The sequence below is a fragment of the Celeribacter naphthalenivorans genome (assembly GCF_020524585.1).
In the GTDB taxonomy this organism is placed as follows: domain Bacteria; phylum Pseudomonadota; class Alphaproteobacteria; order Rhodobacterales; family Rhodobacteraceae; genus Celeribacter; species Celeribacter naphthalenivorans.
Window position 1 is genome coordinate 221,730 of the sequence record NZ_JAIVLK010000005.1, and the last position, 23,450, is coordinate 245,179.

Below are 23,450 nucleotides of genomic sequence, written 5' to 3' on the forward strand. Positions count from 1 at the left end.
GCGATGACCCTAACTCGCAAACATATCGCGGAGCTCAACATCGGGCGGCTTGTGGCCGAACCCGGTGACCCGCGCGTGGCCGAGTTCATGGGCGCCTTGGATCGGATCAACGGCATGGGCAAACGCATGCCGGGGTTTGTCTGGATGGCCGAGGGCTCGGGCGAGCCGGGAACTGGCAATACCGAAAACAACATCGGTGACGATCCGAAATTCGTCGCCAATCTCACCGTGTGGGAAGACGTTGAAAGCCTTGAGCATTTCGTTTTCAACACGGTGCACAAGAAATTCTACGACCGCCGCGCGGAGTGGTTCGAGCTGATGGCCGACCAGCATTTCGTGATGTGGTACGTGGAACCCGGGCACAAGCCCACCTTGGACGAGGCGCTCGAACGTCTCGCCACCAAAGAAAAACATGGGGACAGCGATCAGGCCTTTGGCTGGTCGTACATCAAAGAGGCCCGGCTTTTCCGTGAGAAAAGCTGTCGGCCCATTGCTGCGGAGTAGTCCCATGACATTGACCAAACATATCGCCCCCCCCATTGCCCTCGCTCTTGCCTTGATCGCCGGGGCTGCCGCTGCGGCGGAGCTGCCGCCCCTGCGCGAGGTGAAAGAGATCGACCAGAACATGCTCTGGGCGGGGCTCGCCGTCGAAGTGTCCGACGAATGCCCGACGATCGACGTGCGCAAGCTCAAAGGCGTTTCCTTCCTCTGGGGCCTGAAAAACAAGGCCTCCGCGTTGGGCTACACGGATGAACAGATCCGCGCCTATGTCGAAAGTGATAAGGAAGAAGCCCGCATTCGCCGTCTGGGCGAGGCCTATGTGCGTCGTGCCGGTTTCGATCCGAAAACGCCCGAAGGTCTCTGTGCCTTTGGCGAAGCGGAAATCAACCGCGGGTCGATCATCGGCTCTTTCCTGAGGAGCACGAAATGATCCGCACCACGACATATGCCGCGCTGATTGCCCTGATCGCCACGCCGGTACTCGCACAGGACATCACGACGGATGAGGACATCACCGCCGTGCTCGTCGACAATATGATTGTCACGGAACTGACGACGATCTGCCCCACACTGGCCCCGCGCCCCGCACGCGTGAACCAGCAGGCGAAGGACATGATGGGCGTGATCACGGCCAAGGGCTATGGGCCAGAAGACATTCAATCGCTGCAAGACCCGGCGTTTCTCGCCACGCTTGCTGCGAAATCGGAAAGCTTCTTTGCCGCCAACGGCATTGAAAAACGGGATACGGAGGCGATGTGCGCCTTCGGCAAAGCGCAGATTGCGAAGCGGACGCCGCTTGGCAAACTCATGAAGAACAGGTGATGCAGAATGGCAGACAAGCGCAAAATCATCATTGACGGGACCGAGGTCGAAGTCGATCCGGCCATGACGATCCTTCAGGCCTGTGAAGTGGCCGGGATCGAAGTGCCGCGGTTCTGCTATCACGAACGGCTGTCCATCGCGGGCAACTGCCGTATGTGTCTCGTCGAGGTCGTGGGCGGCCCGCCGAAACCGGCGGCGTCTTGCGCGATGCAGGTCAAAGACATGCGTCCGGGGCCGGAAGGCCAGCCGCCGGTGGTCAAGACCAACTCCCCGATGGTGAAAAAAGCGCGCGAGGGCGTGATGGAGTTCCTCCTGATCAACCACCCTCTCGATTGCCCGATCTGTGACCAAGGCGGCGAATGCGACCTGCAAGACCAAGCCATGGCTTACGGCGTCGATTTCTCGCGTTACCGCGAACCGAAACGCGCCTCTGAGGAGTTGAACCTCGGGCCGCTCGTCGGCACCGCAATGACGCGCTGTATCTCCTGCACCCGCTGCGTGCGCTTCACGACCGAGGTCGCGGGCATCACCCAGATGGGCCAAACGGGCCGTGGCGAAGACAGCGAGATCACCAGCTATCTGAACGAAACACTGGCCTCGAACCTTCAGGGCAACATCATCGATCTCTGCCCGGTCGGCGCGCTGACCTCGAAACCTTATGCCTTCACCGCCCGCCCGTGGGAATTGACCAAGACCGAGACCATCGACGTGATGGACGCGCTTGGGTCCAATATTCGCGTCGATACGAAGGGCCGCGAAGTGATGCGCATTCTGCCGCGCAACCATGACGACGTGAACGAAGAGTGGATTTCCGACAAAACCCGCTTCATCTGGGACGGTCTGAAACGCCAGCGCATCGACACGCCGTATATCCGCAAAAATGGCAAGCTGACCAAGGCCACCTGGGCCGAGGCGCTGTCCGCTGCGGCTGCGGCGATGAAGGGCAAAAAGGTTGCGGGTCTCGTCGGCGATCTCGCCCCGGTCGAGGCGATCTATGCTTTGAAAGGCCTCGTTGAAGGTCTGGGCGGCAACGTTGAGGCCCGTGTGGATGGTGCGAAACTGCCCGCTGGCAACCGCGGCGTTTACGCGGGCACCGCGACCATCGCCGACATTGACGACGCGAAATATATTCAGCTGATCGGCACCAACCCGCGCGAGGAAGCGCCGGTGTTGAACGCCCGTATCCGCAAGGCTTGGGCCAATGGCGCCAAGGTTGGTCTCGTCGGTCAAGCTGTTGATCTGACCTACGATTACGCCCATGTCGGCACCGACCGCGCGGCGCTCGAAAGCCTTCTGGGTCATAACTATGGCGACGTGTTGAACCAGCCCTCGCTGGTCATCGTCGGCGCTGGCGCGATCAACGAAGCCGATGGCGAAGCGGTTCTGGCGACAGCTCAGAAACTTTGCGAAGCCACCGGTTCGAAACTCATGGTGCTCCACACCGCCGCTTCCCGCGTCGGCGCGATGGATGTGAATGCCGTGACCGAAGGCGGTCTGGACGCGGCGACCAACGGGGCAGAGGTGATCTACAACCTCGGTGCCGACGAGGTCGAAATTGCCGACGGTCCTTTCGTGATCTACCAGGGCTCGCACGGCGATCTGGGCGCGCACCGCGCCGATGTGATCCTGCCGGGCGCCGCCTATACGGAAGAAAACGGTCTCTTTGTGAACCTCGAAGGCCGCCCGCAGCTGGCGCTCCGTGCCGCCTTCCCGCCGGGCGAGGCGAAAGAGAACTGGGCGATCCTGCGCGCCCTGTCCGCTGAGCTTGACGCGACGCTGCCCTACGACTCGCTGGCGCAACTGCGCAACGCGTTGATTGCCGAGGTGCCGCATCTGGCGCAGATCGACGAGGTGCCGGAGAACGCGGTCGTGGCTCTGCCGGAGAAATCGTTGGGTAAGGCCTCTTTCCGCAACGCGGTCAAGGATTTCTACCTGACGAACCCGATCGCGCGCGCCTCTGTGCTGATGGCGGAACTGTCCGCCATGGCAAAAGCCCGCGCCGAGACGCCGGTGGCCGCTGAGTGATGGCGCTGAGCGGGGCACATATGGCCGCTCTCGGGCTGGTGGCGGTGGGCTTGTCCGGTTGTGACAAGACCTGCTGCGCAGCACCCGAGGCACATGTGTCGCGCGCGGCGGCCTCCGAATATCTCGGGGTCGAGACCCGTCTTTTGGACGGTGATCTGGTTAATTTTCTCGTCTCCGCCAAGGGAGAAGAGGCGAAAACAAATGTGGTGGCCTATGCCGATTGCGCGGCCGCCCAATATGCGCTGATCCGAGGCTTCGGGTTTGCGCGACATGTGCGGACAAATGTCGCACAAGAGGCTGGAATTTGGCGCGCGGATGCTGTTTACACCATCTCGCCAGCGCTCCCCGAAGGTTTGCGCAAGCTCGACGCAGAAGTCGTCGTCGCAAACTGTCGGGACAACGGAATACCGACGGTGTGAAAGGCTGAAAAATGGTCGAATTTTTCACGACAACTAATCTGGGGATCTTCCTGCTCACCCTTGGGCAGATTTTGTTGGTCCTCGTGCCACTCTTCGTGGCGCTCGCCTTCCTGATGTATGGCGACCGTAAAATCTGGGCGGCAGTCCAGATGCGCAAAGGCCCCAACATCGTTGGCGTTTTCGGCCTCTTGCAGTCCTTCGCGGACTTCTTGAAATACCTCGTCAAAGAGGTGGTCGTGCCCGCAGGCGCTGACAAATTCGTCTTTTACCTCGCGCCGATGATCACCTTCATCACCGCAGCCATCGCCTGGGCGGTGATCCCGTGGAATGACGGCTGGGTGATCTCGGATCTGAACATCGCGATCCTCTATATCTTCGCTGTCTCCTCTTTGGAGGTTTACGGCGTGATCATGGGCGGTTGGGCGTCGAACTCGAAGTATCCGTTCTTGGGCTCGCTTCGTTCCGCAGCTCAGATGATTTCCTACGAGGTTTCGATCGGCCTCATCATCATCGGCGTGGTTCTGTCCTCGGGCTCCATGAACTTTGGCGACATCGTCGCGGCGCAAGACGGCAACGGCATCTTCTCCTGGTACTGGCTGCCGCATTTCCCGATGGTCTTCTTGTTCTTCGTCTCGGCCTTGGCGGAAACCAACCGCCCGCCGTTCGATTTGCCCGAAGCGGAATCGGAACTCGTGGCCGGGTATCAGGTGGAATACTCCTCGACGCCGTTTTTGCTCTTCATGATGGGCGAGCTGATGGCCGTCGTTCTGATGTGCGCGCTGGTGTCGATCCTGTTCTTCGGCGGCTGGAACTCCCCGGTCGAATTCCTGCCCGACGGCATCCTGTGGCTGATCCTCAAGATGCTGATCGCGTTCTTCGTCTTCTCGATGGTGAAAGCCATCGTGCCCCGCTATCGCTACGACCAGCTGATGCGCATCGGTTGGAAAGTCTTCCTGCCGCTCTCGCTGGGCTGGGTCGTTCTGGTCGCGTTCTTTGCTCAATACGGTGCGTTCTGGGGAACCTATGCGCGCTGGACGGTAGGAGGCTGACATGTTGCGAAAGAGCATTTTGGCTTTGACGCTTAGTCTGTTGGGCGCAGGGGCGGTCAGTGCAGGCGAAAGCGAAGGCATGGCTTGCTACAAGCAGAAAGACTATCTCTGCGCGTTCGATCAGTTGCTTGCGCATTTCGAGGGAAACGGCGGGAAATACATGATCAAGTCCCAAAGCGGTCCGCAAACGAGTGCGAAAGCTCTGATGGAGTCTCTCATTCGTATTACGGATGCCAGCGCGCCGGGGGCGACGATCAGCCGTATCAAAGCATATAACGCATTTACGACTGGAACTCTCGGGTCTCAACCGTGGATGCATATCACTGGCCATGTGTTGGCGGTTGAGGAGTGTGGCAAGACCGGCGACACCAAATGCCACGACGCCGCACTGAAGACTTTTTGCAGCAATACCGAGAATTGGCTTTCGACCCAATTCTTGGATCGAAAGCTGAACAAAGACTTTAGAACCCGCATGTTTGCCGTAATGAAGAAGTGTTGAGGAACCCATGGCTCTCGATTACACCCGCGCCGCCAAGTACTTCCTGATGATGGACATCTGGGCCGGCTTTAAAATCGGTCTGCGGTATTTCTTCGCGCCCAAGGCGACGATCAATTACCCGCATGAAAAGGGGCCGCTTTCCCCGCGTTTCCGGGGCGAGCACGCGCTGCGTCGTTATCCGAACGGCGAGGAACGCTGCATTGCCTGTAAGCTTTGCGAAGCGATCTGCCCGGCGCAGGCCATCACCATTGATGCCGAACCGCGTGAAGACGGCTCGCGCCGCACCACGCGTTACGACATCGACATGACGAAATGCATCTATTGCGGCTTCTGTCAGGAAGCCTGCCCGGTGGACGCCATCGTCGAAGGCCCGAATTTCGAATTCTCCACCGAGACGCGTGAGGAACTGTTCTACGACAAGGAGAAACTCCTTGAGAACGGCGCGCGTTGGGAGGCGGAGATCGCCCGCAACCTCGAATTGGACGCGCCCTACCGTTAAACTTGGACCGCTAAGGAACCGAACCCTTGAACGATTTCACCAAACTTTTCGCAGAGATGATCGAGCAGAGCCACAAGATGGCCGCCTCGTTCAACCCGGCGCTGGAGAGCTTCCAGATGCCGGCTCTCGACAAGCTGTTCCCGACGATGACGAAGGAACAAATGGAGATGTTCTGGGGCAATACGTTCAATCGCGACGGTCTGGACGCCAAGACGCGCTTGCTGGTCGTTCTGGCTGGTCAGACCGTGTTGGGCGCACAGGCCGAAGCGCCTTTCAAACTGACGGTCCGCCACGCTTTGGAGGCGGGGGCCACGCAAAAAGAGATCGCGGAAGTGATCTATCAAATGTCAATGCTGGGCGGAGTTCCGGCGATGTCAAAGGCACTGGAGTTGGCGCAGGCCGTCTTCTCCGAGACGCAGGAGGGCAGTGAATGACTGTCGCAGATTACGCATTTTACCTTTTCGCCATCGTGATGCTGGTGGCCGGGGTGTTCACGGTTGTGTCGCGCAACCCAGTGCACTCCGTGCTCTGGCTGATCGTCACCTTCCTGACCGCCTCCGGTCTCTTCGTGCTTTTGGGCGCGGAATTCGTCGCGATGCTTTTGGTCATCGTCTACGTCGGCGCGGTGATGGTGCTGTTCCTCTTCGTCGTCATGATGCTCGACGTCGATTTCGCCGAGCTTAAGGCGGGCATGGCGAAATACCTGCCGTTTGCGCTTTTGATCGGTGTGGTGCTGTTGCTTCAGATGGGCTTTGCCTTTGGCGACTGGCACTCGGCAGAGGGTGCCGAGGCGCTGCGCCGCTCCGTCACGCCGGACGCCACAGAAGTGCACAACACCGCCGCTCTGGGCCAGCTCATGTATGACGATTACCTGATGCTATTCCAACTGGCGGGTCTGATCCTTTTGGTCGCCATGATCGGCGCCATCGTCCTGACGCTGCGCCACCGCTCGGATGTCAAACGTCAGAATGTGCTGAAACAGATGTATCGCAAGCCCGAAGAGTCTTTCGAAATGAAAGACGTGAAACCGGGGCAGGGGCTTTAAGCCTCAGATGAATGACCGGGGCGAGGTCTTCCCGCGCCCCGAACCAAAGGCCGCAAAAGCGGCGAGACAGAAAGAACTGAGGGACGACATGGTCGGACTTGAACATTACCTGACAGTGGCCGCGGCGCTGTTTGTCATCGGCATCTTCGGGCTCTTTTTGAACCGGAAGAACATCATCATCATCCTGATGTCGATCGAGATGATCCTGCTGTCGGTCAATATCAACCTTGTCGCCTTCTCCTCCTTCCTGGGGGATCTGACGGGACAGATTTTCACGATGCTGGTTCTGACCGTGGCCGCCGCCGAGGCCGCCATCGGGCTTGCTATCCTCGTGAGCTTCTTCCGCAACCGCGGCACGATCGACGTCGAAGACGTCAACGTGATGAAAGGGTAAGGGCACATGGAAACGATCATCCTCTTCGCGCCGCTGGTCGGCGCCCTCGTCGGCGGCTTTGGCTGGCGTGTGATCGGCGAGAAGCCCGCGCAATATCTGACCACGGGCCTGTTGTTTCTGGCGGCCATCCTGTCCTGGATCGTGTTCCTGACGTTCGATGGCACGACCGAGCATGTGACCATCCTGCGCTGGATCGAAAGCGGGTCTTTGTCCGTCGATTGGGGCATTCGCCTCGACCGTCTGACGACGATCATGCTGATCGTGGTGAACACGGTTTCTGCGCTGGTGCACCTCTACTCTCTGGGCTACATGGCGCATGACGAGAACTTCGGTGACGACGAACCCTACCGCGCACGCTTTTTTGCCTATCTCTCTCTCTTCACCTTTACCATGTTGATGCTGGTGACCTCCGACAACCTGATCCAGATGTTCTTTGGCTGGGAAGGTGTGGGTCTGGCGTCCTACCTGCTGATCGGTTTCTACATCAAGAAACCTTCCGCCGGTGCCGCGTCGATGAAGGCTTTCATCGTCAACCGTGTCGGTGACTTCGGCTTTATCCTCGGCATGGCCGGTCTGTTCCTTTTGACCGACAGCGTGCGGTTTGACGATGTGTTTGCCTCCGGGCCGATGCTGGCGGATACGACGCTGCATTTCCTCTGGACTGAGTGGAACGCCGCCAACCTTCTGGCTTTCCTCTTGTTCGTCGGTGCGATGGGCAAATCGGCGCAGCTGTTCCTGCACACTTGGTTGCCGGACGCGATGGAAGGCCCGACGCCTGTGTCGGCGCTCATTCACGCCGCGACCATGGTGACCGCGGGCGTCTTCCTCGTCTGCCGCATGTCGCCGATCTTTGAATATGCGCCGCAAACCCAGATGTTCATCATCTACATCGGTGCGACCACGGCGTTTTTCGCCGCCACCGTCGGTCTGGTGCAAAACGACATCAAACGCGTGATCGCTTATTCGACCTGTTCGCAGCTTGGCTATATGTTCGTGGCCGCAGGGGCGGGCGCTTACGGTCCGGCGATGTTCCATCTTTTGACGCACGCCTTCTTCAAAGCCATGCTCTTCTTGGGCGCGGGCTCGGTCATCACCGCGATGCACCACGAACAGGACATGCGCAACTACGGCGCGCTGCGTAAAAAGATCCCCTTCACCTTCTGGATGATGATCATCGGCACGCTGGCGATCACCGGCGTTGGCATCCCGCTCACGCATTTCGGTTTCGCGGGCTTCCTGTCGAAAGACGCCATCATCGAGAGCGCCTATGCCTCGGGTGTTGGCTACGCTTTCTGGATGCTCGTGATCGCGGCGCTGTTCACGTCCTTCTATTCGTGGCGTCTCATTTTCCTGACCTTCTTCGGCAAGGCGCGCGGCGATCATCATGCGCATGATCATGCGCACGAAAGCCCGCTTGTCATGCTGGTGCCGATTGGGACGCTGTCCTTGGGCGCGATCTTTGGCGGCATGATCTGGTACAACAGCTTCTTCGGCGATCATGATAAATTCGTTGAGTTTTTCGCTCTGCCGCATCACGCGGAAGTCGAGATGGCTGAGGGTCATGGCGACGCTGCTGCGGATACGCACGGTGAAGCGGCGGACACTCATGCGGTGGCGGCTGATACGCATGGCGAAGAGGCCGCGCACGGCGAGGCCGGTATGGCTCCGCAGGGCGCGATCTTCCTCGCCGCTGACAACACCGTTCTGGACGACGCGCACCACGCGCCGACCTGGGTCAAGGTCTCGCCCTTCATCGCCATGGTGCTCGGCTTCCTGATCGCCCTTTGGTTCTACATCTGGAAACCGGAAACGCCCGCGAAACTGGCGAAAAGCCAACCCGTCGCCTATCAGTTCCTGCTGAACAAATGGTATTTCGACGAGCTTTATAACGCGATCTTCGTGCGTCCCGTTCTGGCCCTTGGCCGCTTCCTCTGGAAACGCGGCGACGAAGGCACCATTGATGGCGGGATCAACGGTCTTGCGCTTGGCATCGTGCCCTTCTTCACCCGCCTTGCTGGCCGGGCGCAGTCGGGCTTCATCTTCACTTACGCTTTTAGCATGGTTCTGGGGATTGTGATCTTGGTAACCTGGATGTCGATCGGCGGGGGGGCACACTGATGGATAACGTGCTTTCTATCGTCACCTTCCTTCCGACAATGGCCGCCCTCGTGCTCGCGCTGATCCTGCGCGGCGAGGATGCGGTGGCTCAACTCAACGCAAAACGCGTGGCGCTTTTGGCGACCGTGGTCACCTTTGTGATCTCTCTGTTCGTTCTCTTTGGCTTTGATCCCGACAACACCGGATTCCAGATGGTCGAAGAGGCCGACTGGATCATGGGCCTCAAATACAAGATGGGCGTCGATGGCATTTCGGTGCTTTTCGTGATGCTCACCACCGCGCTCATGCCGCTGGTGATCTGGTCCGCATGGGATGTGAAAACCCGCGTCAAGGAATACATGATCGCGTTCCTTCTCTTGGAAACGCTCATGCTCGGCGTGTTCTGTGCGCTCGATCTGATGCTCTTCTACCTCTTCTTCGAGGCAGGCCTCATTCCGATGTTCCTGATCATCGGCATCTGGGGCGGCAAGAACCGCATCTACGCCGCGTTCAAGTTCTTCCTCTACACCTTCCTGGGCTCCGTTCTGATGCTCGTTGCCATGGTCGCGATGTATATCGACGCAGGCACCACCGACATCGTGCAGCTCATGGCGCATGACTTCTCCTCCGAGACGATCCAGGTGCTGGGCTTCAACATCATCGGCGGGTTCCAGACCCTGGCCTTCCTTGCCTTCTTCGCCTCTTTCGCGGTGAAGATGCCGATGTGGCCGGTGCACACCTGGTTGCCCGACGCCCACGTTCAGGCGCCGACCGCAGGCTCCGTGGTTCTGGCTGCGATCCTCTTGAAGATGGGCGGCTACGGCTTCCTGCGTTTCTCGCTTCCGATGTTCCCGGTGGCCTCCGCCAACCTCGCGGATTTCATCCTGATCCTCTCGGTCATCGCCGTGGTCTACGCCTCGCTCGTCGCCTTGGTGCAGAGCGATATGAAAAAGCTGATCGCTTATTCCTCGGTCGCCCACATGGGCTACGTCACCGCAGGTATCTTTACCTTCAACCAACAGGGTCTCGATGGCGCGATCTTCCAGATGATCTCCCACGGGTTCGTCTCCGGCGCGCTCTTCCTCTGCGTCGGCGTGATCTACGACCGGATGCACACCCGTGAGATCGACGCCTTCGGCGGTCTCGTGAACAAGATGCCGGCTTATGCGCTTGTCTTCCTGTTCTTCACCATGGCGAACGTCGGCCTTCCGGGCACCTCCGGCTTCATCGGCGAATTCCTGACGATCATCGGCATGTTCCAGGCCAACACCTGGATCGCTCTGGTCGCCGCCTCCGGTGTGATCTTCTCCGCTTGCTACGCGCTCTGGCTCTACCGCCGCGTCGTTCTGGGCGATCTGATCAAGGAAAGCCTCAAGACGATCAAGGACATGACCCCGCGCGAGAAATGGATCTTTGCGCCGCTCGTGGCGATGACGCTTCTGTTGGGGGTCTACCCGGCGCTGGTGCTCGATCTGATCGGGCCGTCGGTCTCCGCATTGATTGACAACTATCACGCTGCTCTGCCGATGATGGCAGACGTTGCCACCCACTAAAGGACACCGGGATATGACCTCTACTGACTTTTCCACCGTCCTGCCGGAAGTTCTCCTCGCCATCTACGGCATGGCGGCGCTCTTGTTCGCCGTCTACACCGGCAAGGACAAACTCGCGGCTCTGATCACTTGGGTGACCGCCGCTGTCTTCGTCATCATCGCTTTGATGATCGGCTTGGGCGGCGAGGGTTCGCGCGCAGCCTTTGGTGGCATGTTCATCGACGATGCGTTTTCGCGTTTCGGCAAAGTGGGCATCTTGCTTTCGGGCGCTGCTGTGCTGGTGATGTCCTACGACTTCTTGGACAAACGCGGTTTCGCGAAGTTCGAATACCCGATCCTCGTGCTGTTCTCCACGATTGGCATGATGGTGATGGTCTCCGCGGGCGATCTGATGGCGCTGTATCTGGGCCTCGAGCTGATGTCTCTGGCGCTCTATGTCATCGCATCCTTCCGCCGCGACAGCGTGAAATCCACCGAAGCGGGCCTCAAGTATTTCGTGCTGGGCTCTCTGTCCTCGGGCCTTTTGCTTTACGGCTCGTCCTTGGTTTACGGCTTCTCCGGCACCACCTCTTTCGCGGGCATCATCTCTGTCGTGCAGAACGACGTGCCGGTGGGCGTGCTCTTTGGCCTCGTCTTCGTGATGACCGGCCTTGCGTTCAAAGTCTCCGCCGTGCCGTTCCACATGTGGACCCCGGACGTTTACGAAGGCGCTCCGACGCCGACCACCGCCTTCTTTGCCACCGCACCGAAACTCGCCGCCATGGGCCTCTTCGCCCGCGTGCTGCATGACGCGTTCGGCGGCATCGTTGGCGATTGGCAACAGGTTCTGGCCGTCATCGCCGTGGCCTCCATGTTCTTGGGTGCCATCGCAGGGATCGGTCAGAAGAACATCAAACGTCTGATGGCCTATTCTTCGATCTCCCACATGGGTTTCGCGCTCATGGGACTCGCGGCGGGCAATGCCGAAGGCGTGCAATCCGCGCTGATTTACATGGCGATCTACGTGACGATGAACATCGGCACCTTCGCCTTCATCATGACGATGGAGCGGGACGGCAAACCTGTCACCGACATCTCCGCGCTGAACCTCTACTGGCGCAATTCGCCGACGAAGGCTCTGGCCCTTTTGGTCCTGATGTTCTCGCTCGCAGGTGTGCCGCCGATGCTCGGCTTCTTCGGCAAACTGGCGGTGCTTCAGGCCGCATGGGGCGCGGGGCTTGTCTATCTCGCCGTCTTCGGCGTGATCGCCTCCGTGATCGGCGCTTTCTACTACCTGCGCATCGTCTACTACATGTATTTCGGTGCCGAGACCGATCCGCTCGACAAAGTGTCAAGCCCGGTCACCTTCGCGCTTCTGACTCTTTCCGCTCTGATCATGCTTGTCGGTATCGTCAACATGTTCGGTGTCGAGGGGATGGCGGCGCTTGCGGCGGATGCGCTGGTCAAGTGAGCCCCGCAGACAGTCATACATGGCCCGCAGGCTTAGGACGCACCGTCCTCGCCTCCGTGGACAGCACCATGTCGGAGGCCGCGCGTGTCGCGGCCTCTTCCACATTTCCGCAATGGATCATGGCCCAGACCCAGACGGCGGCGCACGGACGTCGCGGACGCCCTTGGACCATGCCGGAGGGCAACTTCGCAGCGACCCTGTTGATGTTCCCGCAGGAACGGCCCGAGCTGATCGCGCTGCGCAGTTTCGTCGCCTCTCTGGCGCTCTATGACGCCTTCGTCGCCGTTACCGGGCGGCCTGATCCGTTTTCGCTTAAATGGCCCAACGACGTGCTTTTGAACGGCGGCAAGGTCGCGGGCATTCTGTTGGAGCGCGGCACCTCACATCTGGCCATCGGCATCGGCATCAACCTCGCCGAAGCGCCGCCACTGTCCATGGTCGAAGAGGGGGCAACACCGCCCGTCTCCTTGGCGCATGAGACCGGCGCCTTGGTGGCGCCCGAGGAGTTTCTGGACCTGCTTGCGCCGTCCTATGCCCATTGGGAGGCGCAATTCACCACCTACGGCTTTGCCCCGATCCGCGAGGCTTGGCTCGCGCGTGCGGCGCGTTTGGGCACCGAAATCCGGGCCCGCACCATGCGGGAGACCCATCACGGCACGTTCGAAACCGTGGACGCCTTTGGCAATCTCGTGCTGGCCACCTCCAAGGGCAAGCTCACCATCCCAGCCGCAGAGGTCTATTTCTGATGCTTCTCTGTATCGACACCGGCAACACCAACACGGTCTTTTCCATCTGGAACGGTCGTGAGTTCATCGCCACATGGCGCACCTCGACCGAGCACCAGCGCACCGCGGATCAGTATTACGTCTGGCTCTCGACCCTGATGAATTTTCAGAAGATCGAGGCGGATATTTCCGAGGTGATCATCTCATCTACGGTGCCGCGCGTGGTGTTCAACCTGCGGGTTTTGGCGAACCGCTATTTCAACTGTCGTCCCCTCGTGGTCGGCAAACCCGAATGCCTCCTGCCGCATATGCCGCGCGTCGATGAGGGCACCACTGTGGGCCCCGACCGTCTGGTGAACTCCGCAGGCGCCTTTGACCGCTTTGGCGGCGATCTCATCGTGGTGGATTTCGGCACGGCGACCACCTTCGACGTGGTGGCCGAGGATGGCGCTTATGTCGGCGGCGTGATCTCTCCCGGTGTGAACACCTCGCTCGAAAGTCTCCACCTCAAGGCCGCCGCTCTGCCGCATGTCGATGTAACCATGCCGGAGAAGGTCATCGGCACCAACACGGTCGCCTGTATGCAATCGGGGGTGTTTTGGGGCTATATCGGCCTCGTGCGCGAGACATGTAACCGCATCAAGGCCGAATATGGCCGTCCGATGCAGGTGATTTCGACCGGAGGCCTTGCGCCGCTCTTCGATCAGGGTCACAAACTCTTTGACCATTTCGACGAATTTCTGACGATCCACGGCCTTGTCGTGATCCACAACTATAACAAGGACATGGGCAACACATGAGCGAACGTCTTCTCTATCTCCCTCTGGGGGGCGCCGGCGAGATCGGCATGAACTGCTATGTCTATGGCTACGGGCCTGCGGATCAGGAACGTTTCATCGTCATCGATTTGGGCGTCACCTTCCCCTCGATGGATGGCACGCCTGGCGTCGATCTGATCTTCGCCGATGTCGCCTGGCTCGAAGAGCGCAAGGACCGCATCGACGGCATTTTCATCACCCATGCGCACGAAGATCACGTCGGTGCCGTCGGCCATCTCTGGCCGCGCCTCGACGCGCCGATCTATGCCCGCGCTTTCACCGCCCATCTGGCGCGTCTGAAATTCGAAGAGCACGGCCATGACGAGTTGCAGATCAAAACCGTCTCCGCCTGGCCCGAACAGATCAACGTCGGCCCCTTCACGGTGGGCTTTGTGCCGATTTCGCACTCGATCCCGGAATCCTCCGCGCTTGTGATCGACAGCCCGGCAGGCCGCGTGATCCATACCGGCGACTTCAAAACCGACGAAAACCCGGTGGTGGGCGAGCCTTTCGACCGCGCCCTGTTTGAAGAGATTGCCAAGAACGGCGTCAAAGCGCTGGTCTGTGATTCCACCAATGTGTTCTCGCCCAATCCGGGCCGCTCCGAGTCCGAGGTCATCGGCCCGCTGACCGATTTGATTTCCTCGCTCGACGGCATGGTGGCGGCGACCACATTTGCCTCGAACATCGCGCGGGTGAAGACGCTGGCCGAAGCCGGGTCCAAAGCCGGGCGTTCCGTGGTCCTTCTGGGCCGCGCCATGCGTCGGATGATCACGGCGGCGATCGAGACCGGCATCATCTCCGATTTCCCGAAAACCGTCTCGCCGGAAAATGCCGCCGATATTCCGCATGAAAATCTCATGCTGCTCACGACCGGGTCGCAAGGTGAACATCGTGCGGCCACCGCACAGCTGTCGCGCGGCAAATACCTTGGCCTCAAGATGGCCGAGGGCGACACGATGATTTTCTCCTCGAAAACCATCCCCGGCAATGAGGTCTCCGTCGGGCGTATTCTCAATGCGTTCTCGGAAATGGGTGTCGATACGATCTCTGGCCGCGATGACATTCACGTCTCTGGTCACGCCAACCGCCCCGATTTGGCGCTGATGCATGAGATCGTCAAGCCGCAGGTCGTGATCCCGATGCATGGCGAACACCGCCACCTGCGCGAACATGCGAAACTCGCGGAAAGCAATGGATTCACCGCCATCGTGGCGCCCAACGGCGTCGGCGTGGATCTGTCCGGCAACGCGCCCCGCGTGGTCGAATATATCGAAACCGGGCGCACCTATCTCGATGGCTCGATCCAGATCGGGGCGCTCGATGGCATCGTGCGCGACCGTATCCGCATGGCCCTCAATGGCCTCGTCGTGGCCACTGTGATCATTGAGGATGACGAGCCGCTGGGCGATTGCTGGTGTGAGCTGCGCGGCCTGCCGGAAACCGGCCTGTCGCGCGCACCTCTGGTCGATGTGCTCGAAGAGGATGTGAACCAGTTCCTGATGCGGGCGAAACCCAAGACGCTGTCGGATGATGACAAGATCGAAGAGGAAATGCGCCGTATCATTCGTCGCACAACGCAAGAGGAAGTCGGCAAAAAGCCCGAGGTCCAGATCATCATTTCGCGCCTGTCGAGCTGATTTGAGCGCCTTTACAGCCATGTTTTGGACGGCAGAGGTCTCTCCTCTGCCTTCTTCTTTTCTTCGGCGTTAAGGTTAATCTGATTAAGGTTAACGCCGAGGAGAGCGCGACATGCGCCGGTGTTTCCTTTGCTGCAGCAAATACTCAAAAGAAAACCCGCGCTTTCAGGCGCGGGTTTTTCAATTCGGGTTCCGGTCGGCCAGACTTATCCCGCCTGACGTTCCTCAAAGCTCAGCGCGATGAAAGAGGGCAGGTGGTCGCCAAGGCCCACGACCTTGTCATCCTCTTTGCGGCCACGGCCACGACGATGTTGCGGCTTTTGATCTGAGCTGTGGTCGGATTTGTGCTCCGGTTTGGTCTCAGATTTCGGCGGCGTGGTGCTGCGATCCTGGTGAGATTCGTCTGCCTGATCCGCGGTTTTGACCTCATCCGATTTGTCCGACCGACGACGACGCGAGCGCGTGCGTTTCGGTTTTTCGGAGATGGTCTCATCGCTCTCAGGCGTCTCATCCGCCACGGTCCCAAGCGGGTTCTCCAGACGCGGAATTTCCTTGGCGATCAGCGCTTCGACATCGGCGAAATTCTTTTCGTCGCGCGGCTCGCAGATCATGATCGCCTTGCCATCCCGCCCGGCGCGGCCCGTGCGGCCGATGCGGTGCACATAGTCCTCGGCATGGCCGGGCACGTCAAAGTTGAACACATGGGTCACGGAGGCCACGTCAAGCCCGCGTGCGGCGACGTCAGAGGCCACAAGGATCTTGATCTCGCCATTGCGGAATTTCTCCAGCGTAGCGTTCCGTTGGCTCTGGTCCAGATCACCGTGAATCGGCGAAGCCTGATAACCGTATTTGTTCAAAGACTTGGAGACGATATCGACATCCGTCTTGCGGTTGCAAAAGATGATGCCGTTTTGCAGCTTTTCACCCTCGGCGTCGATCAACGCGCGCAGAAGTTTGCGTTTTTCACTGGCCGCACGGTCGCGGCGCGAGCCTTTGAACATCACCACGCTTTGCGCGATATTTTCGCCAGAGGTCGCCTGACGCGCCACTTCAATGCGGGCAGGGGCCGAGAGGAAGGTGTTGGTGATCCGCTCAATCTCCGGTGCCATCGTGGCGGAGAAGAATAGGGTCTGACGGGTGAAGGGGGTGAGGCCAAAGATGCGTTCGATGTCGGGGATGAACCCCATGTCGAGCATCCGGTCGGCCTCGTCCACCACCATGACTTTCACGTCGGAAAGGATCAGCTTGCCGCGCTCGAAATGGTCGAGCAAACGACCGGGCGTGGCGATCAGCACGTCGACGCCTTTGTCGATCAGCGCGTCTTGTTCCTTAAAGCTCACGCCACCGATCAACAGCGCCTTCGTCAGCTTCATGTATTTGGTATATTGATCGAAATTCTCGGCCACCTGAGCCGCCAGCTCGCGCGTCGGGCAGAGCACCAGAGAGCGCGGCATCCGCGCACGTGCCCGGCCACGGGCCAGGTTGGTGATCATCGGCAAAACGAAGGAGGCGGTTTTGCCCGTCCCGGTCTGGGCGATGCCCAAGACGTCTTTGCCTTCAAGCGCGGGCGGAATGGCGCCAGCTTGAATCGGGGTCGGGCTCTCGTAACCAGCATCTTCGATGGCTTTGAGAACTTTGGGGGCGAGATTGAGATCGGTGAACTTGGTCAAATTGTACCTTTCGCGATGTTGCGGCTGTGAAGTGGCCGCAAAACCCCGCGCGGCCCGCCCGGCCATATTGCCGAGGCGTCTTTGGGCGCTCTCATACGCTTCAATCACAAAAAGGTCAAGGAATGCTGAATTTTCGGAGTTAAAGCCCCTCAAGGAACCTTTCGGCTGGGCATTTCGTTATCCAAGACACCCACATCACCGTCTCAGGAAAAGGAGCCGCGATATGATTAAGAAATACGGGACCGCCGAATGGCGTGGAGGTTTGAAAGAAGGCAAGGGGGTGATTTCGACCCAAAGCGGTGCGCTCTCTGAGCAGCCCTATGGCTTCAACACGCGCTTCGAGGATAAGCCGGGCACCAATCCGGAGGAGTTGATCGGCGCCGCGCATGCCGGGTGTTTCTCGATGGCTCTGTCCAATATTTTGGGCGAGGACGGCATCGTGCCCGATAAAATCGAAACGCGCTCGACCATCTTTCTCTCGATGGAGGATGGCCCGAAAGTGGTTCGCGCCCATCTCGATGTAAAACTCTCGGCAGAGGCGGATGAGGCCGCGCTCAAAGCGGCCGCCGAGAAGGCCGAAAAAGGGTGCCCGATCTCGCAACTTCTGGATTGTGAGATCACCATGGATTTGGACATTCTCTGACGTTCGACGACAAAACGCCGCCTCTTGCGGGGCGGCGTTTTTCGAATAATATCAATGGATTGGAGGGGCTTCAGGAGCCGGTAATGACGGCATTCTGAAGCACGGCCGCTTGCCAGGTTTCCGGGTCCAGAACCGGCATCATATCGCCCTTGATGGTGACGCGTGCGCCTTCTTCGAGGCCTTGGATCGGGCTGTTCAGGCTGACTTGAACAGAGGCGCCGTGTTCGCCGCTGCCGCAGAACGGGCAGAGCCCCATGTCGGAGACAAGGATCAGCTCGCTGATGTCGGCCCCCGGTGTCAGAGGCACGGCATAGCCCGTCAGCTCCATGCCCTTCACGCCGTTTTTCAGCCGCTCGGGAAAGCCCTTTTTGACCTCATAGGTGGTCTCGGTGACCACCTCGTCAATCGTGATGCCTTGCAAAAGATCCCAGCCGGACGCCTCCGCGAAGACGGGGAGGGCCGTGGAGGTCAGGCTGGCGGTCATGCCTGCAGTCAAGGCGAGGCGGCTTACAGGGCTCATCACTATTACTTTCATAGTTGTGCGTTTGGGCGAGAGGCTACCCGACCCGCCAGAGGATGGGAATCCCCATCTGGCAGGTCGGCAAAAAATCGCAGCTGATTACACCATCATCTCTTTTGTCGCGGACAAGGTCAGCTCCGGGTAATCGCGCTCAATCCGGTCGATGTCCCATTGCAGGCGTGTCAAAAACACCGGATCGCCGTCGTGGTCATAGGAAATATGCTGTTTGTTCGCGTTGATAAACTTGTCCAATTCCAACTTCGGACCGGTCACCCAGCGCGCAGATGTGAATTGAGATGCATCAAATCGAACAGGCAGCCCGTATTCCAACTCGATCCGGCTGGCCAGCACTTCGAACTGAAGCGCGCCGACAACGCCGACGATGAAGCCGGAGCCAATGGCCGGTTTGAACACTTTCGCGGCGCCTTCTTCGGCGAATTGCATGAGGGCTTTCTCGAGATGTTTCGCTTTCATCGGATCGCCCGCGCGCACACCTTGCAAAAGCTCAGGCGCAAAGCTCGGAATGCCGGTCACGCGAATGTCCTCGCCCTCGGTCAGCGTATCACCGATGCGCAATTGCCCATGGTTCGGAATGCCGATGATGTCGCCCGCCCAGGCCTCTTCGGCCAGCTCCCGGTCGGAGGCCAGAAACAGCACCGGGTTCGAGATCGCCATCGGCTTTTTCGAGCGCACATGGGTCAGTTTCATCCCGCGTTTGAAATGCCCGGCGGCCAAACGCACGAACGCCACGCGGTCGCGGTGTTTCGGGTCCATATTGGCCTGAACCTTGAACACATAGCCCATGACTTTTTTCTCATCGGGGCTGATCGCGCGCGGTGTGGCCTTTTGTGGCTGCGGCACGGGACCGAATTTTGCGATGCCGTCCATCAGTTCCTGCACACCAAAGGAGTTGATCGCGGAGCCGAACCAGATCGGCGTCAATGTCCCGTCGAGGAACGCCTGACGGTCAAACGGCGGCAACAGCTCGCGCGCCATTTCCAGCTCTTCCTTGAGCTGCTCCAGCAGATGCGCGGGCACATGCTCGGCCAGTTTCGGGTCGTCCAATCCTTCGATCTTGATGCTCTCGGCCACCTTGTTGCGGTCGGCCCGGTCCATCAGTTCGAGACGGTCGTTCAACACGTCATAACAGCCCAAGAAATCCCGCCCGACACCGATCGGCCAAGAGGCGGGCGTCACGTCAATCGCAAGGTTTTCCTGAATTTCGTCAATGATCTCAATCGTATCGCGGCTTTCGCGGTCCATCTTGTTACAAAACGTCAGGATCGGCAGATCGCGCATCCGGCAGACTTCAAAGAGTTTCTGCGTCTGGCTTTCCACGCCCTTCGCGCCGTCGATCACCATGATTGCCGCATCCACTGCGGTGAGCGTGCGGTAGGTGTCCTCGGAAAAATCCGAGTGACCGGGGGTGTCGACAAGGTTGAACCGATAGCCCGAAAAATCAAAAGACATCGCAGAGGCCGACACGGAAATCCCGCGGTCCTTTTCCATCTGCATGAAGTCCGAGCGCGTGCGCCGCGCTTCGCCTTTGGCGCGCACCTGACCGGCCATCTGGATCGCGCCCCCGTACAACAGGAATTTCTCCGTCAACGTCGTCTTACCGGCGTCCGGGTGCGAGATGATGGCGAAGGTCCGGCGACGAGCAATCTCCGGCGGCAATTCGGGGGCGTTATGCGAGCGATCCAACATGCGCGTTCATATACGCGCGGGCGGCATTCCCGGCAATGGGCAAAGACGCATGACACAGAACCTGTGCGATGTGCGGTGCCCTGTTTCCTTTGCTGTCAGAAATACTCAATTCCCCGACGCAGACCGCAACACATCCGCCGCCACAGAGGGTTCCAGCATGCCGTCCCGCAGCTCAAACGCGCGCGGCGTTTCGGCATAGCTATGCTCAGGCGAAAGTGTCGCCTGAATATCCGCAGGAAGGAAGGACTTCACCCGCCCATCCACAAACATGCTTTCGGCGGCGATGCCCTCGGCATAGATGATCTCGTGGCTGTCGAAGAGGATTTGGAAATAATCCACGAAGCCGCCTTCGGCCTGGATCACATTCTGGCCGTTCACGAGGAGCTTGGCCTTGACCAGAACCTCGGCCCGTCCGGCGCGCACCGCGTCGCGGCGCTGGTAGATGAAAATCCGGTGGTGCGGCGAGACGACGAGATCGTGGGCGTTGTTCAACGCGCCCTTTTTGATCACGATGGGGGCAAAGGCGCCGGTCGCCCGCACCGTTTGCGCGCCGATCCAGCGGACTTCTTTTGGGCCATGGTCGCGGGTCAGGACCCTATCGCCGACGGCCAGCTCTTCGATCGGTTTTTGCATCCCGTTGGCCAGCGTGATCCGCGTACCGCGGGTGAAGGCGACACAGGCCACATCCGACAGGCGGGTGCGCGCGGTGTCTTCGTCGATCTTGACCAGCGCATATTCGAGATCCGGGTTGAGCGGCGCGAAGGGCAGGAAAAATGTCTCTTCGATCAAGCCGTTCGCATCGGTTTCCACGATCACGAGCACTTCGATTGTGCCCCCGGAGGCGGCCATGAAGGTTGCGACGCAATCGAGATGCAAAGCATGCGAGACGTGACCAAGCTCAGAGCCCTCAGCGATGCTCAGCTTGTCATTTTCGACCATGACGGACAGGCGTCCACGCGCGGCAGTTATGCGCAGTTGGTAATTGTCGGCCAGTTCCATTTCGGAGGCATGAGACAGGCCGTCTCCGAGGTTCACCCCGTTGGTGACACGAAAATCCCGACCGCAGTAGACCGCAAGGCTTTGAAGCGGCAGGCCGGTCTGACCATCCGCTTGTCGGGACATGGAAATGCCGTTCCCCATCGTTGTCATTCTGCGCTCCGACCCCCCGTGACGCTTGACCTACCACCCCTGTTCCGACGCTCTGGCATAGGGCGCGTATTCAGGTCTCTCGAGGCGCTCAATATGCCGGACCTCACGGTCAATGTACATAGAGTCAACCGACAAGCACGCATCACAGGGTGTTGATCTTTAACATTTCTAATCTCCTTTGAAACAATGGCATGATTTGGGCGGGACTGGTGTAATTTCTGGCAAAGCGGTGAGGCGACATGCTCGGTGCGGGCCTCTCACGCAAGGATGAACAAGACGAGGCTGGTTCTTGAAAAACAGGAACGCTACAAACGTGATCAAAGACAGATTGCGACAGCGCGAAGGAGACGGGAATGGATCTTGGTATCAAAGGCAAAAAGGCGCTGGTGTGCGCGTCCTCCAAGGGGCTTGGCCTCGGCTGTGCGCGGGCGCTCGCTGAGGCCGGTGTCGATCTGGTGATGAACGCCCGGGGGGCCGAATTGCTTGAGGTCGAGGCCCAGAAGATTCGCGACGAATTTGGCGTCACCGTGGTCACGGTCGCCGCCGATGTGAGCACGGATGAAGGTCGCGCCGCCATCCTCAAAGCGGCCGAGGGAGCAGATATTTTGGTCAACAACGCAGGCGGCCCGCCCGCCGGGATGTGGACCGATTGGGACCGCGACGATTTCATCAGCGCGCTCGATTCGAACATGCTGGCCCCCATCGCGCTGATCAAGGCACTGGTGCCGGGCATGATCGATCGCGGCTGGGGCCGGGTGGTCAACATCACCTCTGTTGCGGTGAAATCGCCTTTGGGTCACTTGGGTCTGTCGAATTCGGCGCGCGCAGGGCTGACGGGCTACGTCGCGGGCACGTCGCGCCAGATCGCGGCCTCTGGCGTTGTCATGAACAACCTTCTGCCCGGTTTCCACGCCACGGATCGCATGACAGGCATGGACAAGACGCTGGCAGAGGGGCGCGGCATCACGCCCGAAGAGGTCACCGCCGAGCGCGCCAAATCCGTGCCCGCAGGGCGCTATGGCACCATCGAGGAATTCGGCGCCACTTGTGCCTTCATGTGTTCGCAATATGCGGGCTTTATGGTCGGCCAAAACGTGCTTTTGGATGGCGGTCAGTTCAATTCGACCTTCTGAGACGAGATAGGGGAGAGGGCCATGAGCCACGCGGATGTTCAGGACTATTACGGCAAGGTGTTGCAGGGATCTGAGGACCTGAAAACCAACGCCTGTTGCTCGCCCGATGATCTGTCGGCGTCGCTCAAATCGGCTCTTTCCAACGTCCACGACGAGGTGCTGAGCCGCTATTACGGTTGCGGGTTGATCGCGCCGGATGTGTTGGAGGGTGCGCGGATTCTGGACCTTGGCTCCGGCTCGGGCCGCGATGTCTATGCCTTGGCGCAGTTTGTTGGCGAGGACGGCTTTGTCGTCGGTGTCGATATGACCGAGGAACAACTTTCTGTGGCCCGCCGTCATCAGGATTGGCATGCCGAGCGCTTTGGATATGCGAAGTCCAATGTCGCGTTTCATCAGGGCTATATCGAAAAGCTCGATGATCTGCCGTTGGACGACGCCAGTTTCGATGTGATCGTGTCCAACTGTGTGCTCAATCTGGCGATGGACAAGCCCGCAGTGCTGCGCGAGGCCTATCGCCTGTTGAAACCGGGGGGCGAGATGTATTTCTCCGACGTCTACGCCGACCGCAGGGTGCCGGAGGTGCTTCGCGCCGATCCGGTGCTCTATGGCGAATGCCTCTCCGGCGCGCTCTATTGGAATGATTTCGAATATATGGCCCGTGCGGCGGGGTTCGCCGATCCGCGTCTGGTGACGCATCGCGCCTTGACGGTCGAGAACCCGGAGTTGGAGGCCAAAGTCGCCCCGATCAAGTTCATTTCCGCCACCTATCGCCTGTTCAAACTCGATCTCGAACCGGAATGCGAGGACTACGGGCAGGCGGTGATCTACAAGGGCACCGTGCCCGGCGCGCCGCATGAATTTGTGTTGGATGGTGGCCATGTCATTGAAACGGGACGGGTTTTCCCGGTCTGCGGCAACACCTTCAAAATGCTGGCCGACACACGCTTTGCGTCGCATTTCGAGTTTATCGGCGATTTTTCCACCCATTACGGCATTTTTGCGGGCTGCGGCGGGACCAGCCCCTTCGACACGCTGACGGACAGCGGCGCGCCTGCCGCCTCCGGTGGCTGTTGCTAAGGGGCCGCGTGCCTG

Annotated in this window: 24 protein-coding genes; 20 read left to right on the top strand and 4 right to left on the bottom strand. The window is 59.5% G+C overall.

Annotated features, from left to right (window positions below; translation table 11 throughout):
- The first annotated feature begins 3 nt into the window (after window positions 1–3).
- The 17 genes from LC094_RS12580 to LC094_RS12660 all read left to right on the top strand — a co-directional run bounded on the left by LC094_RS12580 (window position 4) and on the right by LC094_RS12660 (window position 15,536).
- A complete protein-coding gene (locus tag LC094_RS12580; protein WP_226553144.1) occupies window positions 4–504 on the top strand; it encodes a DUF3291 domain-containing protein in 501 nt (166 codons plus the stop codon).
- A 4-nt stretch (window positions 505–508) separates the two neighbouring features.
- Complete coding sequence (locus LC094_RS12585; protein WP_226553145.1) at window positions 509–931, top strand: DUF5333 domain-containing protein; 423 nt, start codon at window positions 509–511, stop codon at window positions 929–931.
- Window positions 928–1,323, top strand: a complete 396-nt coding sequence (locus LC094_RS12590; RefSeq protein ID WP_226553146.1) for a DUF5333 family protein — start codon at window positions 928–930, stop codon at window positions 1,321–1,323. The genes LC094_RS12585 and LC094_RS12590 overlap by 4 nt, the downstream gene beginning before the upstream one ends.
- Before the next feature lie 6 nt (window positions 1,324–1,329).
- Window positions 1,330–3,348, top strand: a complete 2,019-nt coding sequence (gene nuoG / locus LC094_RS12595; RefSeq protein ID WP_226553147.1) for an NADH-quinone oxidoreductase subunit NuoG — start codon at window positions 1,330–1,332, stop codon at window positions 3,346–3,348.
- Window positions 3,348–3,767, top strand: coding sequence for a hypothetical protein (locus tag LC094_RS12600; RefSeq protein WP_226553148.1), 420 nt, complete (start codon window positions 3,348–3,350; stop codon window positions 3,765–3,767). The genes nuoG and LC094_RS12600 overlap by 1 nt, the downstream gene beginning before the upstream one ends.
- A gap of 11 nt (window positions 3,768–3,778) precedes the next feature.
- Window positions 3,779–4,816: an NADH-quinone oxidoreductase subunit NuoH gene (nuoH, locus tag LC094_RS12605; protein ID WP_226553149.1), complete on the top strand. Its 1,038-nt coding sequence runs from the start codon at window positions 3,779–3,781 to the stop codon at window positions 4,814–4,816.
- A 1-nt stretch (window position 4,817) separates the two neighbouring features.
- Window positions 4,818–5,315, top strand: coding sequence for a hypothetical protein (locus tag LC094_RS12610; protein ID WP_226553150.1), 498 nt, complete (start codon window positions 4,818–4,820; stop codon window positions 5,313–5,315).
- Between the two features lie 7 nt (window positions 5,316–5,322).
- Window positions 5,323–5,814 carry an NADH-quinone oxidoreductase subunit NuoI gene (nuoI, locus tag LC094_RS12615; RefSeq protein ID WP_226553151.1) on the top strand — a complete coding sequence of 164 codons (492 nt, stop codon included), beginning with the start codon at window positions 5,323–5,325 and terminating at the stop codon, window positions 5,812–5,814.
- Between the two features lie 56 nt (window positions 5,815–5,870).
- The gene (locus tag LC094_RS12620) at window positions 5,871–6,248 is read left to right on the top strand and encodes a carboxymuconolactone decarboxylase family protein (protein WP_404815010.1); all 378 of its coding nucleotides are present in this window, start codon (window positions 5,871–5,873) and stop codon (window positions 6,246–6,248) included.
- Window positions 6,245–6,859, top strand: a complete 615-nt coding sequence (locus LC094_RS12625; RefSeq protein ID WP_226553153.1) for an NADH-quinone oxidoreductase subunit J — start codon at window positions 6,245–6,247, stop codon at window positions 6,857–6,859. Before LC094_RS12620 ends, LC094_RS12625 begins: the two co-directional genes overlap by 4 nt.
- Before the next feature lie 88 nt (window positions 6,860–6,947).
- Window positions 6,948–7,253, top strand: coding sequence for an NADH-quinone oxidoreductase subunit NuoK (gene nuoK / locus LC094_RS12630; RefSeq protein ID WP_090056114.1), 306 nt, complete (start codon window positions 6,948–6,950; stop codon window positions 7,251–7,253).
- Between the two features lie 6 nt (window positions 7,254–7,259).
- On the top strand, window positions 7,260–9,371 hold the full coding sequence (nuoL, locus tag LC094_RS12635; RefSeq protein ID WP_226553154.1) for an NADH-quinone oxidoreductase subunit L: 2,112 nt from the start codon (window positions 7,260–7,262) through the stop codon (window positions 9,369–9,371).
- The gene (locus tag LC094_RS12640; RefSeq protein ID WP_226553155.1) at window positions 9,371–10,903 is read left to right on the top strand and encodes an NADH-quinone oxidoreductase subunit M; all 1,533 of its coding nucleotides are present in this window, start codon (window positions 9,371–9,373) and stop codon (window positions 10,901–10,903) included. The genes nuoL and LC094_RS12640 overlap by 1 nt, the downstream gene beginning before the upstream one ends.
- Before the next feature lie 13 nt (window positions 10,904–10,916).
- Entirely contained in the window at window positions 10,917–12,353 is a 1,437-nt protein-coding gene (gene nuoN, locus LC094_RS12645) for an NADH-quinone oxidoreductase subunit NuoN (RefSeq protein ID WP_226553156.1), read from the top strand.
- Window positions 12,350–13,099 (top strand): biotin--[acetyl-CoA-carboxylase] ligase, encoded by a 750-nt coding sequence (locus LC094_RS12650; RefSeq protein ID WP_404815003.1) that lies wholly within the window; start codon window positions 12,350–12,352, stop codon window positions 13,097–13,099. The genes nuoN and LC094_RS12650 overlap by 4 nt, the downstream gene beginning before the upstream one ends.
- Window positions 13,099–13,878, top strand: coding sequence for a type III pantothenate kinase (locus LC094_RS12655; protein ID WP_226553157.1), 780 nt, complete (start codon window positions 13,099–13,101; stop codon window positions 13,876–13,878). The genes LC094_RS12650 and LC094_RS12655 overlap by 1 nt, the downstream gene beginning before the upstream one ends.
- On the top strand, window positions 13,875–15,536 hold the full coding sequence (locus tag LC094_RS12660; RefSeq protein WP_226553158.1) for a ribonuclease J: 1,662 nt from the start codon (window positions 13,875–13,877) through the stop codon (window positions 15,534–15,536). Before LC094_RS12655 ends, LC094_RS12660 begins: the two co-directional genes overlap by 4 nt.
- A 206-nt stretch (window positions 15,537–15,742) precedes the next feature.
- Here the strand turns inward: LC094_RS12660 and LC094_RS12665 are convergent, their stop codons facing one another.
- On the bottom strand, window positions 15,743–17,206 hold the full coding sequence (locus LC094_RS12665; RefSeq protein ID WP_226553159.1) for a DEAD/DEAH box helicase: 1,464 nt from the start codon (window positions 17,204–17,206) through the stop codon (window positions 15,743–15,745).
- A gap of 223 nt (window positions 17,207–17,429) precedes the next feature.
- Here LC094_RS12665 and LC094_RS12670 point away from each other — a divergent pair, with 223 nt between their 5' ends.
- Complete coding sequence (locus LC094_RS12670) at window positions 17,430–17,849, top strand: OsmC family peroxiredoxin (protein ID WP_226553160.1); 420 nt, start codon at window positions 17,430–17,432, stop codon at window positions 17,847–17,849.
- Window positions 17,850–17,919: 70 nt separating this feature from the next.
- Here the strand turns inward: LC094_RS12670 and LC094_RS12675 are convergent, their stop codons facing one another.
- From LC094_RS12675 to LC094_RS12685, 3 genes are all read right to left on the bottom strand, one after another.
- Entirely contained in the window at window positions 17,920–18,369 is a 450-nt protein-coding gene (locus LC094_RS12675) for a hypothetical protein (RefSeq protein ID WP_226553161.1), read from the bottom strand.
- A 99-nt stretch (window positions 18,370–18,468) separates the two neighbouring features.
- The gene (locus tag LC094_RS12680; RefSeq protein WP_226553162.1) at window positions 18,469–20,076 is read right to left on the bottom strand and encodes a peptide chain release factor 3; all 1,608 of its coding nucleotides are present in this window, start codon (window positions 20,074–20,076) and stop codon (window positions 18,469–18,471) included.
- 105 nt (window positions 20,077–20,181) lie between these two features.
- On the bottom strand, window positions 20,182–21,225 hold the full coding sequence (locus tag LC094_RS12685; RefSeq protein WP_319003293.1) for a Hint domain-containing protein: 1,044 nt from the start codon (window positions 21,223–21,225) through the stop codon (window positions 20,182–20,184).
- A 353-nt stretch (window positions 21,226–21,578) separates the two neighbouring features.
- Here LC094_RS12685 and LC094_RS12690 point away from each other — a divergent pair, with 353 nt between their 5' ends.
- Window positions 21,579–22,358: an SDR family oxidoreductase gene (locus LC094_RS12690; RefSeq protein ID WP_226553163.1), complete on the top strand. Its 780-nt coding sequence runs from the start codon at window positions 21,579–21,581 to the stop codon at window positions 22,356–22,358.
- Between the two features lie 21 nt (window positions 22,359–22,379).
- On the top strand, window positions 22,380–23,435 hold the full coding sequence (locus LC094_RS12695; protein ID WP_226553164.1) for a methyltransferase domain-containing protein: 1,056 nt from the start codon (window positions 22,380–22,382) through the stop codon (window positions 23,433–23,435).
- Window positions 23,436–23,450: the final 15 nt, after the last annotated feature.

Bases quoted from the DNA above. Each gene is read 5' to 3' on its own strand.
- LC094_RS12580 (WP_226553144.1), top strand. From the start codon at position 4: ATGACCCTAACTCGCAAACATATCGCGGAGCTCAACATCGGGCGGCTT.
- LC094_RS12585 (WP_226553145.1), top strand. From the start codon at position 509: ATGACATTGACCAAACATATCGCCCCCCCCATTGCCCTCGCTCTTGCC.
- LC094_RS12590 (WP_226553146.1), top strand. From the start codon at position 928: ATGATCCGCACCACGACATATGCCGCGCTGATTGCCCTGATCGCCACG.
- nuoG (WP_226553147.1), top strand. From the start codon at position 1,330: ATGGCAGACAAGCGCAAAATCATCATTGACGGGACCGAGGTCGAAGTC.
- LC094_RS12600 (WP_226553148.1), top strand. From the start codon at position 3,348: ATGGCGCTGAGCGGGGCACATATGGCCGCTCTCGGGCTGGTGGCGGTG.
- nuoH (WP_226553149.1), top strand. From the start codon at position 3,779: ATGGTCGAATTTTTCACGACAACTAATCTGGGGATCTTCCTGCTCACC.
- LC094_RS12610 (WP_226553150.1), top strand. From the start codon at position 4,818: ATGTTGCGAAAGAGCATTTTGGCTTTGACGCTTAGTCTGTTGGGCGCA.
- nuoI (WP_226553151.1), top strand. From the start codon at position 5,323: ATGGCTCTCGATTACACCCGCGCCGCCAAGTACTTCCTGATGATGGAC.
- LC094_RS12620 (WP_404815010.1), top strand. From the start codon at position 5,871: ATGATCGAGCAGAGCCACAAGATGGCCGCCTCGTTCAACCCGGCGCTG.
- LC094_RS12625 (WP_226553153.1), top strand. From the start codon at position 6,245: ATGACTGTCGCAGATTACGCATTTTACCTTTTCGCCATCGTGATGCTG.
- nuoK (WP_090056114.1), top strand. From the start codon at position 6,948: ATGGTCGGACTTGAACATTACCTGACAGTGGCCGCGGCGCTGTTTGTC.
- nuoL (WP_226553154.1), top strand. From the start codon at position 7,260: ATGGAAACGATCATCCTCTTCGCGCCGCTGGTCGGCGCCCTCGTCGGC.
- LC094_RS12640 (WP_226553155.1), top strand. From the start codon at position 9,371: ATGGATAACGTGCTTTCTATCGTCACCTTCCTTCCGACAATGGCCGCC.
- nuoN (WP_226553156.1), top strand. From the start codon at position 10,917: ATGACCTCTACTGACTTTTCCACCGTCCTGCCGGAAGTTCTCCTCGCC.
- LC094_RS12655 (WP_226553157.1), top strand. From the start codon at position 13,099: ATGCTTCTCTGTATCGACACCGGCAACACCAACACGGTCTTTTCCATC.
- LC094_RS12660 (WP_226553158.1), top strand. From the start codon at position 13,875: ATGAGCGAACGTCTTCTCTATCTCCCTCTGGGGGGCGCCGGCGAGATC.
- LC094_RS12670 (WP_226553160.1), top strand. From the start codon at position 17,430: ATGATTAAGAAATACGGGACCGCCGAATGGCGTGGAGGTTTGAAAGAA.
- LC094_RS12675 (WP_226553161.1), bottom strand. From the start codon at position 18,369: ATGAGCCCTGTAAGCCGCCTCGCCTTGACTGCAGGCATGACCGCCAGC.
- LC094_RS12680 (WP_226553162.1), bottom strand. From the start codon at position 20,076: ATGTTGGATCGCTCGCATAACGCCCCCGAATTGCCGCCGGAGATTGCT.
- LC094_RS12685 (WP_319003293.1), bottom strand. From the start codon at position 21,225: ATGACAACGATGGGGAACGGCATTTCCATGTCCCGACAAGCGGATGGT.
- LC094_RS12690 (WP_226553163.1), top strand. From the start codon at position 21,579: ATGGATCTTGGTATCAAAGGCAAAAAGGCGCTGGTGTGCGCGTCCTCC.
- LC094_RS12695 (WP_226553164.1), top strand. From the start codon at position 22,380: ATGAGCCACGCGGATGTTCAGGACTATTACGGCAAGGTGTTGCAGGGA.